Below are 15440 nucleotides of genomic sequence, written 5' to 3'. Positions count from 1 at the left end.
AAACTACAAATTCTCGAAGCTGTCCATGGCAAATTTGTTACGCCCGGAATGGCGATGATCGAGCAGGGAAACGGAACGAGGGAGGGGCTGCCCGTGCGGTTGATATCGCTGGACGTATTGCGCGGATTGACGGTTGCCGGGATGATCCTGGTCAATTCCGCAGCCGCGATGACATGGGCCGCACAGGCGGATGTCGCGCCGATCCTGCTCCATGTGAGCTGGGATGGGCTGACGCTGGCGGACCTCGTCTTTCCGGGCTTTCTCACGATGGTCGGGATCGCGATTCCCTATTCGCTGCGCACGGCCGAGCCGGGGTGGCCGGCGACCCGCCGGATACTCGGGCGCACCGCACGCCTGCTGATCCTCGGCTTCCTGTTGAGCAACCTCTACTGGCTGGCCAGCTTCGAAGCCGGCGACTGGCGGCTGATGGGCGTGCTCCAGCGAATCGGCCTCGTCTATGGCGTCTGCGCCCTGCTGTTCCTGGCGTGCGGGCCGCGTGTACGCATGGCCCTGGCCGCAGCGATCCTGCTCGCGTACTGGCCGCTCGCGCTGCTGCCCTCGCTGGACGGCACGGCCACCGATATCTGGGTGCGAGGGCAGAACTTCATCGCTTCGGTCGACCGCGCCATCCTCGGGCCGCATCGTTATGTCCCGGGGCCGGAAGGCTACGATCCCGAGGGCATCCTCAGCACGCTGCCCGCCATCGCGCAGGGCCTGATCGGCGTCGCCGTGGGCGAATTGATGATCCGCGGCGAAGGCCGCCGGACGCGCGCGCTGGCGATGATCGGCGCGGCGCTTACGGTTGCCGGCATCGCCTGGGGGCTGATCTTCCCGGTGGTGAAGGACATCTGGTCCAGCTCGTTCGTGCTGGTGACCAGCGGGGTGACGATCGCCGCGCTGGCGGTGCTCCATCACGCGCTCGATCGCGAAGGGCGCCGGCCCGGCTGGCTGGCAACCGCCATGCTGGCCTTCGGGGCCAATGCGATCGCGGCCTACACCTTGCATCAGGTAACGGCCGGCATGGTCGGCTGGGATGCGCTGCTGGTGCCGTTCACCGCATTGCGCCCCGCGCTCGGCAACCCGATCGCATCGCTGATACCCGTCGCGATCTACATGGCGCTGATCTGGGCCGCGATGGAATGGCTGCGCCGGAAGGGATGGATCATAAAGATTTGATCGCAGGGGATGATACGTCTTGCTCCTTTGATATAACCTATATAGAACCAATACTGGACGGATCGAGAAACGGGGGTCATCGCGAATGCCGACATCAGCCGCCGCGCGCGAAGCCACGCTGATGGCGGGCGAAGCCGGCGAGGCGGCAGCGGCGGTGCGCCGCATGCTAGCGGCGAACGCCGGCACCTTCCGCGCCATCGCCGACAGGCTTCGGCGACACCCGCCGGCCGCAGTGGTGACGTGCGGCCGCGGATCGTCGGACCATGCGGCGACTTACGCCAAGTACCTGATTGAGACGGGGCTTGGCATCCCGACAGCCTCGGCCGCGCTGTCCATCGCTTCGATCTACCGCGCCGCGGCTGCTCCGGGCGATCGCCTGTGCCTCGCGATATCGCAGTCGGGCAGGAGCCCGGACCTGCTCGCGGCGGTGCAGCAGCAGCGCGACGCGGGCGCCTTCGTGGTCGCGCTGGTGAATGCCGAAAGCTCGCCGCTGGGCGAGATGGCCGATGCCGTCGTCGCGCTGAGCGCCGGTGCGGAGCGTTCGGTGGCGGCGACCAAGTCCTACATCGCCTCGCTCGCCGCGATCGCGGCGCTGGTCGCCGCATGGTCGCGCGACGATGCGCTCGAGGCTGCCCTCGGGGACCTGCCGGACCATCTCGACCGGGCGTTCGCGCTCGACTGGTCGGCGGCCGTGCCGGCACTTGCCGGAGCGCGCAGCCTGTTCGTGCTCGGCCGCGGCTACGGCCTCGGCATCGCGCAGGAAGCCGCGCTGAAATTCAAGGAAACCTGCGCGCTCCATGCGGAATGCTTCAGCGCCGCCGAAGTGCGCCACGGCCCGATGGCGATCGTGGGCGATGCCTTCCACGTCCTCGCTTTCGGCGGCAGCGACCCGGCCGCGCGCAGCGTGCGTGAAGTGGCGGAGGAGTTTCGCGATCGCGGCGCAAACGTGCTGCTGGCCGACCCTGACGCAGACCATGCCGATCTTCCCGCGATCGCGGCGCATCCGGCGCTCGAACCGATCCTCATGGTGCAAGCGTTCTACCGGATGGCGAACACGCTCGGGCTCGCGCGCGGGTGCGATCCCGATTCGCCGCCGCACCTCAACAAGGTTACCAGGACCGTATGATCGTTCGCTTTCAAGGGGGGCGGATCGCCCTCGCCGCTGCGATGGCGGATGCTGTCGATATGGACGTGTCGGGTGGCATGGTGGGTGCAGTTGCCCCCCCTTCGCGCACCGTGCCGGACCGGATCGTCGACCTGAAAGGCGGATGGCTGCTGCCCGGCTTCATCGACACGCAGGTCAACGGCGGCGGCGGCGTGCTGTTCAACGATCACGTCGACGTGGATTCGATCGCCGCCATCGGCGCGGCCCACGCCCGCTTCGGGACGACATCGTTCCTGCCCACGCTGATCAGCGATACCCCGGCCCGGATCGCCGACGCGCTCGATGCCGTCGACGCGGCGATAGAGCGCGGCGTTCCGGGCGTGGTGGGCATCCATGTCGAAGGGCCGTTCATCAGCGAGGCCAAGCGCGGCATCCACGAGGCGCAGCGCATCCGCGCGCTGGATGCGGACATGCTCGCGCTCCTGTCGCGCCCGCGCCTGGGCAAGGTCATGCTCACGCTCGCCCCCGAACTGTGCCGGCCGGAAGACGTGGCGGCATTGACCGAACGCAGCGTGATCGTCGCCGCCGGGCACAGCAATGCCGCATACGACGTGGCGCAGGCGACGATCGCGGCGGGCCTGCGCGGCTTCACTCACCTGTTCAACGCCATGTCCCCGCTCCATCACCGGAAGCCGGGCATGGTCGGCGCGGCGTTCGATTCGGACTGCTATTGCGGCTTGATCGTCGACGACGTCCACCTGCATCCGGCGGTCGTCCGCCTCGCGATCAGGGCGAAGGGTGCGGATCGGATCATGCTGGTGACCGATGCGATGCCGAGCGTGGGAACGCGCGACGGCGAATTCACCCTGCAGGGCAAGCGGATCGAAGTCCGCGACGGCATCTGCCGGTTCGAGGACGGCACGCTGGCCGGATCGCATCTCGATATGGCATCGGCGGTGCGCAACACCGCCGCAATCACCGGAATGCCGCTGCCCGCCGTCGCCGCGATGGCCAGTGCCACGCCGGCGAACTTCCTCGGCCTCGAGGCCACGCATGGCAGCATCGCCGCCGGGCAACGCGCCGACTGGGTATGGCTCGACGCCGACCTGCAGCCGCGCGGCACCTGGATCGGCGGGATCGAGGTCGATACCGCCGCCAGCCTGGCAGCCTGACGGAGAAAAGAGGGGAACGCCGCCGATGAGCCTGATCGTGACCGCGCCGGTAAAGGGCTGGGTCGTTCCACTGGAAAGCGTGCCGGACCCCGTTTTCGCCGACCGGATGATGGGCGACGGTGTGGCGATCCACCCGCTGGAAGGCACGATCGTGGCCCCGTTCGACGGCACCGTGATCGCGCTCCACGATTCCTCGCACGCGATCACTCTCCGCAGCGCCGAAGGGGTGGAACTGCTCATTCATGTCGGCATCGACACGGTGGCGCTGAAGGGGCATGGCTTCACCCCTTCGGTGTCCGTAGGTGCCGTTGTGTCACGCGGCGAGGAATTGCTCCGCTTCGATCTCGATGCCGTGGCTCTCGCGGCGCCCAGCCTGATTACGCCGGTGCTCGTCACCAACGCCGAAAGCTTCGCGATCTCCCGGCGTTCAGTCGACACCTCGCTGTTCGCTTGCGAGGCACTGATGACGGTCGAGCCGCTCGTTTCCGGCAGCCCACGAGCGGCCATCGACGGGCCGGAAATCCGGCAGGACGTCACGTTGCGGCTGCCGCACGGTATCCACGCCCGGCCGGCAGCGCGGATCGCCAAGTGCGCGCGCGATTTCGAATCCGATATCCGGCTCGCACTCGGTGAACGGCGGGCCGATGCGCGCAGCACGGCGGCGCTGCTCGGGCTCGGCACCGGGTTCGGGAACACCGTGACCGTCCATGCCAGCGGACCGGATGCCAAGGCTGCGCTTGCCGCGATGGTGGCGCTGCTTGAAAGCGACATGGGCGAAGGCCAGCACGCCGCATCCGCGCCCGCGCCGGCGGCCGATGCGGCGACACTCGCCCCCAACCAGATCGGCGGCATCGTCGCCTCACCCGGGCTTGCGACAGGCCCGGCGGTTCGCCTGGCATTGGCGGCGATCGAGCCGAGCGCGGCGAGCGCCGGGCCTCGGCATGAGCGCGCCGCCCTCTCCGCCGCCCGCGCACAGGTCCGCGATCGCCTTGCGGCCCGCACAGGTTCCGCCGCTGACGACGTGGCGGCGATCATGGATGCGCATCTGGCGCTGCTCGACGACCCGGCGCTGATCGAGGACGCCGAGGCCGCGATCGGCGATGGCAAAAGCGCCGGGATCGCCTGGCACGAAGCCACACGGCGGCAGACCGAGCAATTGCGCCGGTCGGGCAATGTCCGCACCGCGCAGCGAGCCGACGATTTCCTCGATCTGGAGCGGCAGGTGCTCGCCGCGCTGTCCGGCGAATCGGCTGCGGTGGGCGGCATTCCCACAGGCTCGATCGTCGTCGCGGACGAACTGCTGCCTTCGCATGTCGTCGCGCTCGCCGATGCGCGGCCCGCCGGGATCGCGTTGGCGGGCGGCGGGCCAACATCGCATGTCGCGATCCTGTGCGCCGGGCTCGGCATTCCCGCGATCGTGGCGCTGGGCGACCGGCTGCACGATATCGGCGACGGCACGCCGCTGTTGTTCGACGCGCGATTCGGTTGCGTCACCATCGATCCTGATGCCGATGAACGCGCCGCCTTCGATGGGCGCGCGCGGGAAGAAGAAGCCCGCCGCGCGTCGGCCCACGCCGCAGCCGACCGGGAGGGCCGCACCGCCGACGGCACGCGGATCGCCGTCTATGCGAACGTCGCGAGCACCGGCGATGCCGCCCTCGCCGCCCGGCACGGCGCGGAAGGCAGCGGGCTCGTGCGCAGCGAGTTCCTGTTCCTCGGCCGCGACGCCGCGCCTAGCGAGGACGAGCAGCTGGCGAGCTATCGGGCAATCGCGCACGCGTTGCCCGGAAAGCCGATCATTATCCGCCTGCTCGATATCGGCGGCGACAAGCCTGCGGATTACATTCCGATGGCGCCGGAGGAAAACCCCGCGCTGGGCCTGCGGGGTATCCGCGTCGGGCTCGCCCGGCCCGAATTGCTCGAGACGCAGATCCGCGCGATCCTGCGGGTCGAACCCGCCGGGCAATGCCGGATCATGCTGCCGATGGTCGCCAGCCTCGACGAATTGCGCCGCGTGCGCGCGATCGTCGATCGCCTGTGCCGTGACCTCGGACGCACCGAGCCGGTCGAACTGGGGGTGATGGTCGAAACCCCGGCGGCGGCGATCACGGCCGATCTGCTGGCGGCCGAGGCCGATTTCCTCTCGATCGGCACCAACGATCTCACGCAATACGTGCTGGCGATGGACCGCGGCAATCCGGCCACCGCCGATGGCGTCGACGCCATGCACCCCGCGGTGCTGCGGATGATCGCCGAGACTTGCCGCCGCGCCGCCGCGCACGGCCGATGGGTCGGCGTCTGCGGCGGCCTCGCCTCCGATCCGGCTGCGATACCCATACTCGTCGGGCTTGGCGTGACGGAGCTTTCGTGCGTGCCGGGCTTCGTGGCGGAGGCCAAGCAGATCGTGCGCGACCTGGAACTGGAAAGCGCGCGAGAGCACGCCGGGCAGGCGCTGCGCTGCGCATCGGCCCGGGAGACCCGCGCGCTGGCGCAGGCGTTCGCACAGGCCGGAGCGAGGGAGACCGTGTCGTGAAGAGACTGATCGAGAAACTCCAGCCGCTCGGCCGGGCGCTGATGCTGCCCATCGCGGTGCTGCCGATCGCGGGCCTGTTGCTACGCATCGGCCAGCCGGACCTGCTCGACATCGCCTTCATCAGCGCGGCGGGCGCGGCGATCTTCGATAACCTCGGCATCCTGTTCGCGATCGGCGTCGCGGTGGGATACGCGCGCGACGGCAACGGCGCGGCGGCGCTGGCGGGCGTCACCTGCTATCTCGTCGCGACGACCGGCGCGCAGACTTTCCTCGTCGCGCCGCCGGATCTGGGCGCGGGCTGGCCCGAGGCGGCCGCCGCGCTCGCCGCGAACGACTGGGCGCTGGCCCAGATCGCGCGGCTGGAGGTGCCGATCGGCATCCTCTCCGGCCTGATCGGGGGTAATTTCTACAACCGGTTCGCCACGATCGCCCTGCCCGAATATCTCGCCTTCTTCGGCGGGCGGCGCTTCGTGCCGATCGCCAGCGGTGTGGCGGGGCTGCTGCTGGCGGCAATCATGGGCTATGGCTACGCGCACATCAGCGGGGCGATGGACAGCGCAAGCCGCGCCGTGGTCGATTCCGGGCAGGCGGGCCTGTTCGTGTACGGCGCCTTCAACCGGCTGCTGATCGTCACCGGCCTGCATCACATCATCAACAATGTGGCATGGTTCGTGGTCGGCGATTTCGCCGGCGCCACGGGCGATCTGCGGCGGTTCTTCGCGGGCGACCCGGCGGCGGGCGCTTTCATGACCGGGTTCTTCCCGGTCATGATGTTCGGCCTGCCGGCCGCCTGCCTCGCGATGTATCACGAAGCGCGGCCTGAGCGGCGGAAGGCGGTTGGCGGGATGCTGGGCAGCCTCGCCTTTACCAGCTTTCTCACCGGCGTCACCGAACCGATCGAGTTCACCTTCATGTTCGTTGCGCCGCTGCTCTATGCGATCCACGCGGTGCTCACCGGCCTGTCCATGGCGCTGATGGACGCGCTGGGCGTGAAGCTCGGCTTCGGCTTTTCCGCGGGGCTGTTCGACTACGTTCTGAACTTCAACCTCGCGACCAAGCCATGGCTGCTGCTGCCGGTCGGCGCGGGTTATGCGCTGCTCTATTACGCGCTGTTCCGCTTGTTTATCCGCTGGTTCGACCTGCCGACGCCGGGACGCGAGAAAATCGCCCCCGGCGCGCAGGCTGATACCGGCGGACAGGCCGCGGCGGCTGGCGAGCGCGGCCCAGCCTTCCTCGCCGCACTTGGTGGCACCGGAAACCTCGTCAGCGTCGATGCCTGCACCACCCGCTTGCGGCTGATCGTGAACGACCAGCAGGCGATCGACGAGGCCGCACTGTCGGCGCTCGGCTCGCGCGGGATCATCCGCCCGTCCGACAAGGCGGCCCAGATCGTTCTCGGCCCCATCGCCGATCTCGTGGCGGAGGAAATCCGCACCGCGATGGGTGCCGATGGCCCGGCCGATGCCGACCGCACCGATCGCCCTGCCGCGCCCGTCGCACCTGCAGGCGTTCCGCAACCGCTGGCCGCGCCCCTGTCCCGCGCCCTCGGCGGAGCGGATAACATCGTCGAGATCATCCGCCTGCACGGCCGCTTGCGCGTGCGGCTGGCAGACCGGAACGCGGTCGAGGATCGGCAGCTTGCCGAGCAGACGAAAGGTATCGCCTGGATCGACGCGCAAACATGCCACCTGCTCGTTGAATAACACTGCCGTCCGTCCAGAGCACCTCGACGCCCCGGACGCACTGGACCATCAGACCCGGGCGTCGAGGCTCACCCAGTAGCTGCGGGCCTGCCGTAGGAGCGAGCTTGGGCTCGATCGGAGCGAAATGGGCGCGCTGTCGGTCAGGCTGACATTGCCGGCGGCGAGTAGCGACGTCGGCGGGCGTGCCTGAATGAAGGAAACAAATGGTGCCCCATAGAAATTCACGTCGTCCGCTGCTGTCAGCGTGGGCATCGAATAAAGCTTAAGCATGATGGAGCTACGCCGCCATCGCGTAAGCCGCGGAAACCTTACTTGCGGGAAAAATTTGCATTATTTTTTCAGAGTTTGCGCGAATTTGATCTTCCGTATACGCTGCCAAAGCACCGAGTCTCAATGGTGCTAATAAAGCGGCAGTGCGATATCGCCGCGTCATATTGGAGAAGATGCAATGAAGAGCGAGAAAACAACCTTCGCCTTTCGGCTGGCCGATCGCAGCAAGACAGACGACACCAAGTGGGCGGCCCGCAAGGGTCCAGCCATTGCCGGTTGCAGCGAAGTTATTCGCATGAACTATCGCGAAGGCGATACCGGCATTTATTGCTGACGTTCTTAGGGTCCCGGGATTTCGATCCCGGGGCTACCCATCCGATTTGAGGACATTTCGCTATGACTACAAGCACTTTTGCCTTTCGCCTCGCCAAGCGCGAAACCGCACGCCAGCCGGCCAGAGAGAATCGCTGGCATGCACGGCACGGAGCCGCCGTGGCTGGGTGCACCGGCATGCCGCTAGGCGATTATCGCACAGGAACTCCTTTCGACCCTGACTCCGGGTTTCTCTGTTGATTGCCGTCATTTCGATCATCGTGCCTATTGATCGGCGGGCGAGCTAAAGTTGAATAAACCGACGATTCTCATCGTCACGCACAGCAGCGACGTTCACGCCGATCGCGTCGGTGCTGTGATTGCCACGCGTGAGGAACCCTGCTTTCGTATCGACCTCGATCGGTTTCCTCGCGATTACCGCCTGGCCGTGGCACTGGGAGAAGCTGGTTGGCGCGGGCACATTGTTTGTCAGTGCACCGGTGCGGCAATCGATGTCGAGCAAATCCGGTCGGTATGGATGCGCAAGCCGGCGGAGTTCACGTTCGCCGCAGAACTATCGGCGCAAGAAAAGGCGTTCGCCGATGGGGAAGCCAATCACCTACTGCTCGGCTGGCTCAACAGTCTCGATTGCTTCTTCATGAGCCATCCCACGGCGTTGCGAGCGGCAGGGTGGAAATGCGAGCAGCTTGTCCGCGCGCGCCGCATGGGCTTTATCGTCCCGCCGAGCATCGTCGCAAACGAGCCTGGCGCAGCCCGCACATTCATAGCGAACGCGAACTCCGGAGCGATTTACAAGACTCTCTCGACCCCTACCCTTGCTGCCGAAAATGTGGCCGAGGGCGATCGGGTCGCCGGCGGGCTGCACACCACGATGGTCGAGCCCAACGATCTCGATCTCGAGAGTATTGAGATCTTGCCGGGCCTCTTTCAGCATTACATTCCCAAATCCTACGAGGTCCGCGTAACCGTAGTGGCCGGACATGTCTTCGCCGCCCGCATCGATTCGCAGTCGAATGACCGCACTCGTGTCGATTTCCGTCACTTCGACGCCGAGGTAGCTTACGACCCGATCGAGCTGCCAAAATCGGTCTCCGACAACTGTCGGAATTTCGTTACCAGTTATGGGCTCACCTACGGCGCGATCGACCTTATCGCCCGTCCTGACGGAGAGTATGTCTTTCTCGAAAACAATCCGGTGGGACAATTCGTGTTCGTCGAGGAACTCGCGCCGGCGCTGCGCATCACCGAATGCGTGGCAAACGTTCTGATCGAGGGAAGGCAGCCATGGCCTTCCTGACGGCGGCCGCGGCCATATATCTCATAGCGTGCTTCGGCTTGGCCAGTGCAGCAAAACTCCGGAACTTTGAAGGTTTTGCATCGGCGATCGCCGAAGTGACGCCGTTCATGCCCGCACGATCGACCGCTGCGTTCATCGTGGGTGTCGAAGCGGTCGTTGTGGTTGGGACAGGCGCGGGTCTCGCCACCGGCTCGAGCGGGTGGCTCGGCCTGGGAGCGATGCTGGCGATGTGCAGTGCAATCACCTTCGCGATAGTGGTTTTCATGGTGCTAGTGCGCGGCGACGCTGTGGCCTGCCGCTGCTTCGGAGCGAACGATGGCGCGATCACAGTCGCAAGCCTGATCGGGCCAGCTATGATCGCGGCGACAGGCGCGGTCGTCTGGGCAGCCTATGTTCCTCCGGACAATCCGGCAGTGTGGATCGCAAGTGCGGCTGCCGGGTTCTATGCATTGATCGCTCACTTGCTGATTTCGCGGATAGCCGGGCGCCAATCCGAAGCGGTGCCACATTGACCGATACACAGGCGATTCTAGCGTTTGTCTCGATCGCGACGACGCTTAATCTGGGACTGCTAGCCTATTTTTTGCAACGATCTCGTGTCTCGACGACGCCGGGAGACTTGCTGTTTCCAGTCGGCGTGCAAATGGAGAATTTTACGGGGACCGATCGAACTGGGGCAAATATAGACATCCACGCGGGATCAACCGCATTCGCGCTGATATTTCTTTCGAAGGGATGCCCCAAGTGTCTGATCGCTGCCCCCGAGGCGGCGTCAGCCGCCAATCGGACGGCGGAACGAGGTCTGCGATTGTGGGTCGTTACTGCCGACCAGTTGAAGGCGGCCGATCTGGGTCAGGATGCTTCGTTCGAAAGTTATTTTCTCGATGTGAACCGCATTGCCTATGGCATGCTCAATCCCCGCCGCGCCTCACCCGCCTATATTTTTCTCTCCGCCGACATGATCGTGCAGGCCACCGGTTTCATCGGGGACGCAGACTGGCGGAGCTTAGTCGCTCAACTGGGTGAACCGCTGTAATGGCCTCAGTCGTCGATAGATCCTTCTTCCCAGTGCGGCATCATCCTGTTCGCCCCGGTCCGGCGCAATTGACACGTTTCGCGCGTAGCAATGCAGGCATCGAACCAGTCGTCCTCCACGCCCTCGCGCAACCCGCCACCGATCGTCTTGCGCAGCATGTTTGCGATTCGCCACGCTTTGCTTTCGGTGCTGTGGTCGCGCAGCACAGGCAGGCCAAGTTCCGCCAAATCGACACCGGACAAGGGGAAGCTGTGCGATTGATAGCCGTGCATGAGGCGCTCGATGATGCGGTCGACGGTCGCCATCTCCAGAGATTGCCGGCGTCGGCCGATGAGATCGCGGCAGATCTGTTCGACTTCACGATCCGCTCGGTAGAAAGCAGTCAGGGTCGGCGGAAATATCGCATTCGTGAATGCCGCGATCGCGTCGCCGCCAGCGTTTTCGTCGTCCCTTCCGAACCATTCCCGACACATTTCCGTAAATCGCCGTATATCTTCGGTCGAGATCGAGCTCGGTCCATCGGTCAGCTCTCCAACCGGCCCCTGCAGCGCCGGATCGACAGGCGAAAACACCGCACAAGGGCCAGCGACGATCTCGTCGGCGGCCAAGGTTACGATCGTCCCCGAAGATTGGCACCGATCGGGTACGATCGCGCCGAGATGTTCGGTCATGTCTGCGAGCAGCATGCCTATCCGGCGCGCTGCATCCACTGCCCCTCCCTTGACGTAAAGCAGTATGTCGAGCCGGGATCGAGCGTCCCGCGCGTCCAAAACGTCGTAGAGCATCGGCAGCAGATCGAGATCGAGATTCGACGCTGCGACAACGACGACCCGGCTTCTGCGGTGCTCCTCGATCTCGGTAATTGCTTGCACAAGGCTCATCAGAAATCTCCCGTCTCGACCGGCCGGTTCATAGCGCGCGACAGTCGACATACAAAAACGGGTAGCTGAGCTTGCCGGACCAATTTCGCGCGCCTCTACGGCCCTCCCCGCCCCAGATCCTGTCACGATACGGCCAAATGTTGTGGCCGCGCGGGGCACCCGGCATCCGCCTACAGGTCATTGCTTCGCTTCTGCTTGTTGCGGCGGGAAAGGTTGTCCTGCTCGCCGCGCCGTTCTTTTACAAGAGCATAGTCGACACATTGTCGGCGCCGGCTCCGGTTGCGGTGCCAGTCTTGCTTGTGATTGCGTTCGGTGCGGCGCGACTGGTCACGCAATCGGTCGGCGAATTGCGGCAGCTTGCCTTTATACGTGTGGCCCAACGCGCGATCCGCCTGACCGCGATGGAGGTCTTTCGTCACCTCCATTCACTTTCGTTGCGTTTTCATCTCGACCGCAAGAGCGGAGGAATTGCGCAAGTCGTGGGGCGCGGCACTGTCTCTATCGAATATCTGGCCGAGCTCGTCCTGTTCACATTAATTCCGACCGTCATCGAACTTGTCGCCGTCATGGTTATTCTGACGAGCGGATACAGTGTTGATTATGCACTGGCGTTGCTCGCCACTTTCTTCTCGTATCTTGCGCTGATGGTCGTTGGTGCGCGCCATCAAGTGCGATTGCGGCGCGAGACCAATTCGCTCGATGTGAAGTCGAGCATCGCGATGATGGACAGCCTGATCAACTACGAGACGGTAAAGTACTTTGCTGCTGAGGAGGTCGAGGCTCATCGCTACGAGACGGCGCGCCGGAAGTACGAGCGATCTGCGATCCGTCACAAAATACTCGAAGTGACGATCGGAATTCTTCAAGCCTCTGTGCTCGCAGCGGGCGCGGTTTTCGTTCTCATCACGGCGGCGCGCGATGTGGCGGAAGGTCGACTGAGCGTAGGGGATTTCGTTCTGATCAACGCGTTCCTGCTGCAGCTCTACGCGCCCCTTGAAGCCCTGGCGAACGTCTACGGCGGCGTTCGCCAAGCATACACGGATGCAGAGGCGATGCTGGATCTGCTCGCGGTTCCTTCCGACATTCGCGATGCGCCCGATGCGCCGGAACTGAGCGTCGTGGGTGGACGCGTAAAATTTGAGAACGTCTCGTTCGCATACGACGCGAGACACCCGGTTCTCGATGACGTTTCGTTCGAAATCCCCCCCGGTCGCCGGGTGGCGATCGTAGGCCCGAGCGGAAGCGGAAAATCGACGATCGCACGGCTGCTGTTCCGCTTCTACGATGTTGGTCGGGGCCGGATTCTCATCGATGACCAAGATGTGCGGGAGGTTTCGCAAGGAAGTTTGCACCGTGCGATAGGGGTGGTCCCGCAGGACACGGTTCTGTTCAACGAAACCGCGGCCTTCAATATCACCTACGGAGCGGGCAACCTCGCGCCGGCCGACGTAGAAGCGGCCGCGCGAGCCGCGCAGGTTCACGACGCGATAATTAGGCTTCCTGACGGGTATTCCAGCATTGTTGGCGAACGCGGCCTGAAGCTTTCAGGCGGCGAAAAGCAACGCGTGGCGATTGCTCGGGTCGTCGCCAAGGCGCCTCCGATTCTCATCTTCGACGAAGCCACCAGTGCCCTCGACACGCAAACCGAACGCGATATTCAAGATAGTCTCGAGCGGCTTTCGGAAGCGCGCACCACACTTGTCGTAGCGCATCGCCTCTCAACGATAGTTGACGCCGACGAGATCCTGGTGTTGTCGTCAGGTCGGATTGCCGAGCGGGGTCAGCACGCCGACCTGATAGATGCGGATGGGGTCTACGCGGCGATGTGGCGACAACAGTTGCGCGACGAAGAGGCTAAAACCTGATTCCCGATTGAATCCCACTAAGGCCGCCTAGCACTTGTCGGTCGATCGGATCCGCCTTCGACGTATTTATCTAACTGTTCCGTATCGGCTCCGTGCCCGCGGTGCCGGAGCGCTGCGGGACGCCTTGATCAATCCGCCTGATTACAGAGAATGACGAACCGATCGTCGCGTTCGTCACCGGCGGTGCGGGTGAGATTCGCATAGAGCCTGCGCGGCCCGAACTCGGGAGCGGCGAGGCTAAGCGAGACATATTCGTTGGTCTCGGACCGCCGGTTCCATCCTGCATCGATCTCGATGTCGCCGGAGTAGACGCGGTAGTCGGGCGGGACATCGCTGGCCTTGCGGGCGTTGGGGGTGAGGGTGATCTCGGGCCAAATGCTGAGGGTCTTGAGCTGGCCCGTGAAGGTGCCCTTCTCGCTCCGGGCGACATATCCGATGGCAGGCATGTGATTGTACTCCTTCTGGTGCGAACGGGACCTGTTCCCGTCGACGCCGTCCGAAAGGGCCGGCCGCGCCATCACCAGCGCGTGCGCGGGAGTCTTGGGCTGCGGCTCGGGCAGGTCGGTGTCGCCCAGCGTGTGGACGATGAAATTGACCGGCGTCCGAAGCGTCTTCGTAATCGCAAGCTCGCGGTTGAGGCGGTTAACCCTTGGCGGTGTGCGGCTCGTCGACCCAGCAACCGCGCGTATAGGAGCCGTAAATGATGGCCTTCAAAATGCGCGCCGGTTTCTTCCACGCGGAGGTGGCGATCGCGGCCGCGTCGGCGAATTCCTCAAAGAGGATCTTCACGACGCGCTCAAGCTCACAGGCGCCCTGAGACGACGACGTGAGAGTGACGGTTTAGATGCGGACAAGCCACTCGAAAAGCCGGTTGTTCTCACGGGATATGGCAGAGGTTGCCCCTAGAGGATAGGTTTCGGCATCTTGGCCGACATCGCAATCGGCTTCGCGAACTCCGCCTTGCTCCATGCGCAGGCGGCTCCAACTCCGAGGCGCTGCTGAAATACGCTGATCCTTCCGGCAATTTGCGACGCCTGTTCGAGCTTCTCCGCACGGAAATCGTCGTTGGCGGCGGATTGCGCGCCCATGATGGCACGCTGGTGAGCGGCATATTCTAGATTGAGGTCCACGAGAGTTCTCCTGCTGGTGCGGGAATGCCGCTGCATGGCCGCGGGAATGATGATGTTTTTCAATCGACCATCTCTGCGGCGAAGCGTCTGAAGTCCGCTCGTGACAGAGGGAGCATAGGTGCTTCGCATGCTGGCGGCAGAGCCGGGTTGCGGCTGCCGAAACGAAGAGAGTGTGTGGAGCAGCACCTATGCCGCTGATCTTGTCGATGCATGTGTTGTTCGCGGCAGAAGCATCTACCGCCCTTCTGTAACGTCTATTGTGAAAAGAGCGCTCAAGAGCGCTGGTCGAATACGGTCCGACCGAAGGTTTGGTGATGTAACGCGTATACCTCGCGTTGCGGTCCCATCGAAAAATTGGTGAGCCACATGCGCATTGAACCGCAGCTACGCCGGTGTCTTGACTTGCTTCAGCAAGAAGCTGAGCCACTTGCCAATCAGGGATGACTTACACCGTGCGACATTTACCGTCCGAGTAGTTACGTCTTCGAATCGAGACGCGTAGCCCTGATGCGTTTCGCGTGATAGGCTACCAGATTGTAATAGGTTTCGCGCCCGCCCAATCCATCCACTACGCGGTGTTGGCCTGAGCCCGACGGTGATTGTCGAGCAGTTGCTCCAGCGTCATGCTCAATCTCCTGCATTTCGCGCGGGCATTCGCCAGTGATCGCTTGAGCGCTGGCTAGGATGCGGAAAAGGAAGAAGGGAGGGCTCGTAAAGAACTCCCGAAACCGTCGATCACGACTTGTAGTTTTCGCGCCGTAAGTGCGTTTTGTAAAAATGCAGCAAGTATTTAAGATATTTATCACTATTCTATGATAGTCGTCACAAAAAAAACAAAATTAAGCAGAACTGGGCAATTTGTTTTCGCCTCGACCGGGAAGGACGCAGGCCCCATGTGCCAGCACTGGCTTTGAGGTGTTACTCAATTGCCACAGATCA

At 64.0% G+C, this 15440-nt stretch carries 14 protein-coding genes and 1 pseudogene; 10 read left to right on the top strand and 5 right to left on the bottom strand.

Annotation, left to right across the window (positions count from 1 at the left end; all coding sequences use genetic code 11):
• Positions 1-54 precede the first annotated feature (54 nt).
• The 5 genes from ACE3QC_RS12075 (at position 55) to nagE (ending at position 7689) form a co-directional block, all read left to right on the top strand.
• Positions 55-1176 (top strand): acyltransferase family protein, encoded by a 1122-nt coding sequence (locus tag ACE3QC_RS12075; protein ID WP_374408573.1) that lies wholly within the window; start codon positions 55-57, stop codon positions 1174-1176.
• 85 nt (positions 1177-1261) lie between these two features.
• Positions 1262-2302, top strand: coding sequence for an SIS domain-containing protein (locus ACE3QC_RS12070; protein WP_374408571.1), 1041 nt, complete (start codon positions 1262-1264; stop codon positions 2300-2302).
• Positions 2299-3453, top strand: a complete 1155-nt coding sequence (gene nagA / locus ACE3QC_RS12065; protein ID WP_374408569.1) for an N-acetylglucosamine-6-phosphate deacetylase — start codon at positions 2299-2301, stop codon at positions 3451-3453. Before ACE3QC_RS12070 ends, nagA begins: the two co-directional genes overlap by 4 nt.
• Before the next feature lie 25 nt (positions 3454-3478).
• Complete coding sequence (gene ptsP / locus ACE3QC_RS12060) at positions 3479-5986, top strand: phosphoenolpyruvate--protein phosphotransferase (RefSeq protein ID WP_374408567.1); 2508 nt, start codon at positions 3479-3481, stop codon at positions 5984-5986.
• A complete protein-coding gene (gene nagE, locus ACE3QC_RS12055; RefSeq protein WP_374408566.1) occupies positions 5983-7689 on the top strand; it encodes an N-acetylglucosamine-specific PTS transporter subunit IIBC in 1707 nt (568 codons plus the stop codon). The genes ptsP and nagE overlap by 4 nt, the downstream gene beginning before the upstream one ends.
• Before the next feature lie 48 nt (positions 7690-7737).
• On the opposite strand, the gene ACE3QC_RS12050 is transcribed toward nagE, so the two are convergent.
• The gene (locus ACE3QC_RS12050; protein ID WP_374408564.1) at positions 7738-7959 is read right to left on the bottom strand and encodes a hypothetical protein; all 222 of its coding nucleotides are present in this window, start codon (positions 7957-7959) and stop codon (positions 7738-7740) included.
• 178 nt (positions 7960-8137) lie between these two features.
• Between ACE3QC_RS12050 and ACE3QC_RS12045 the strand changes: the two genes are divergently transcribed.
• From ACE3QC_RS12045 to ACE3QC_RS12030, 4 genes are all read left to right on the top strand, one after another.
• Positions 8138-8293 carry a hypothetical protein gene (locus tag ACE3QC_RS12045; protein ID WP_374408562.1) on the top strand — a complete coding sequence of 52 codons (156 nt, stop codon included), beginning with the start codon at positions 8138-8140 and terminating at the stop codon, positions 8291-8293.
• Between the two features lie 288 nt (positions 8294-8581).
• Positions 8582-9589 carry an MvdC/MvdD family ATP grasp protein gene (locus tag ACE3QC_RS12040; protein WP_374408560.1) on the top strand — a complete coding sequence of 336 codons (1008 nt, stop codon included), beginning with the start codon at positions 8582-8584 and terminating at the stop codon, positions 9587-9589.
• Positions 9577-10101: a MauE/DoxX family redox-associated membrane protein gene (locus tag ACE3QC_RS12035; RefSeq protein ID WP_374408558.1), complete on the top strand. Its 525-nt coding sequence runs from the start codon at positions 9577-9579 to the stop codon at positions 10099-10101. The genes ACE3QC_RS12040 and ACE3QC_RS12035 overlap by 13 nt, the downstream gene beginning before the upstream one ends.
• The gene (locus ACE3QC_RS12030) at positions 10098-10625 is read left to right on the top strand and encodes a hypothetical protein (RefSeq protein ID WP_374408556.1); all 528 of its coding nucleotides are present in this window, start codon (positions 10098-10100) and stop codon (positions 10623-10625) included. Before ACE3QC_RS12035 ends, ACE3QC_RS12030 begins: the two co-directional genes overlap by 4 nt.
• A gap of 5 nt (positions 10626-10630) precedes the next feature.
• Here the strand turns inward: ACE3QC_RS12030 and ACE3QC_RS12025 are convergent, their stop codons facing one another.
• Positions 10631-11506, bottom strand: coding sequence for a hypothetical protein (locus tag ACE3QC_RS12025; protein ID WP_374408555.1), 876 nt, complete (start codon positions 11504-11506; stop codon positions 10631-10633).
• Between the two features lie 137 nt (positions 11507-11643).
• Between ACE3QC_RS12025 and ACE3QC_RS12020 the strand changes: the two genes are divergently transcribed.
• Positions 11644-13371 carry an ABC transporter ATP-binding protein/permease gene (locus ACE3QC_RS12020; protein ID WP_374408553.1) on the top strand — a complete coding sequence of 576 codons (1728 nt, stop codon included), beginning with the start codon at positions 11644-11646 and terminating at the stop codon, positions 13369-13371.
• A 128-nt stretch (positions 13372-13499) separates the two neighbouring features.
• Here the strand turns inward: ACE3QC_RS12020 and ACE3QC_RS12015 are convergent, their stop codons facing one another.
• From ACE3QC_RS12015 to ACE3QC_RS12005, 3 genes and pseudogenes are all read right to left on the bottom strand, one after another.
• Positions 13500-13817 (bottom strand): DUF736 domain-containing protein, encoded by a 318-nt coding sequence (locus tag ACE3QC_RS12015; RefSeq protein WP_374408916.1) that lies wholly within the window; start codon positions 13815-13817, stop codon positions 13500-13502.
• 63 nt (positions 13818-13880) lie between these two features.
• Positions 13881-14160 (bottom strand): annotated as a pseudogene (locus ACE3QC_RS12010) (nucleotidyltransferase); the annotation flags it as partial.
• Between the two features lie 113 nt (positions 14161-14273).
• Complete coding sequence (locus ACE3QC_RS12005) at positions 14274-14564, bottom strand: hypothetical protein (protein ID WP_374408551.1); 291 nt, start codon at positions 14562-14564, stop codon at positions 14274-14276.
• Positions 14565-15440: the final 876 nt, after the last annotated feature.

The organism is Pelagerythrobacter sp. (assembly GCF_041912895.1).
Taxonomy (GTDB): Bacteria; Pseudomonadota; Alphaproteobacteria; order Sphingomonadales; family Sphingomonadaceae; genus Pelagerythrobacter.
Note: the sequence above shows the minus strand (reverse complement) of the source record. Positions and strands in the feature narration are given on the sequence as shown.

Coding starts and splice junctions, on each gene's coding strand:
- ACE3QC_RS12075 (WP_374408573.1), top strand. CDS start 55: ATGATCGAGCAGGGAAACGGAACGAGGGAGGGGCTGCCCGTGCGGTTG.
- ACE3QC_RS12070 (WP_374408571.1), top strand. CDS start 1,262: ATGCCGACATCAGCCGCCGCGCGCGAAGCCACGCTGATGGCGGGCGAA.
- nagA (WP_374408569.1), top strand. CDS start 2,299: ATGATCGTTCGCTTTCAAGGGGGGCGGATCGCCCTCGCCGCTGCGATG.
- ptsP (WP_374408567.1), top strand. CDS start 3,479: ATGAGCCTGATCGTGACCGCGCCGGTAAAGGGCTGGGTCGTTCCACTG.
- ACE3QC_RS12050 (WP_374408564.1), bottom strand. CDS start 7,959: ATGCTTAAGCTTTATTCGATGCCCACGCTGACAGCAGCGGACGACGTG.
- ACE3QC_RS12045 (WP_374408562.1), top strand. CDS start 8,138: ATGAAGAGCGAGAAAACAACCTTCGCCTTTCGGCTGGCCGATCGCAGC.
- ACE3QC_RS12035 (WP_374408558.1), top strand. CDS start 9,577: ATGGCCTTCCTGACGGCGGCCGCGGCCATATATCTCATAGCGTGCTTC.
- ACE3QC_RS12025 (WP_374408555.1), bottom strand. CDS start 11,506: ATGAGCCTTGTGCAAGCAATTACCGAGATCGAGGAGCACCGCAGAAGC.
- ACE3QC_RS12020 (WP_374408553.1), top strand. CDS start 11,644: ATGTTGTGGCCGCGCGGGGCACCCGGCATCCGCCTACAGGTCATTGCT.
- ACE3QC_RS12015 (WP_374408916.1), bottom strand. CDS start 13,817: ATGCCTGCCATCGGATATGTCGCCCGGAGCGAGAAGGGCACCTTCACG.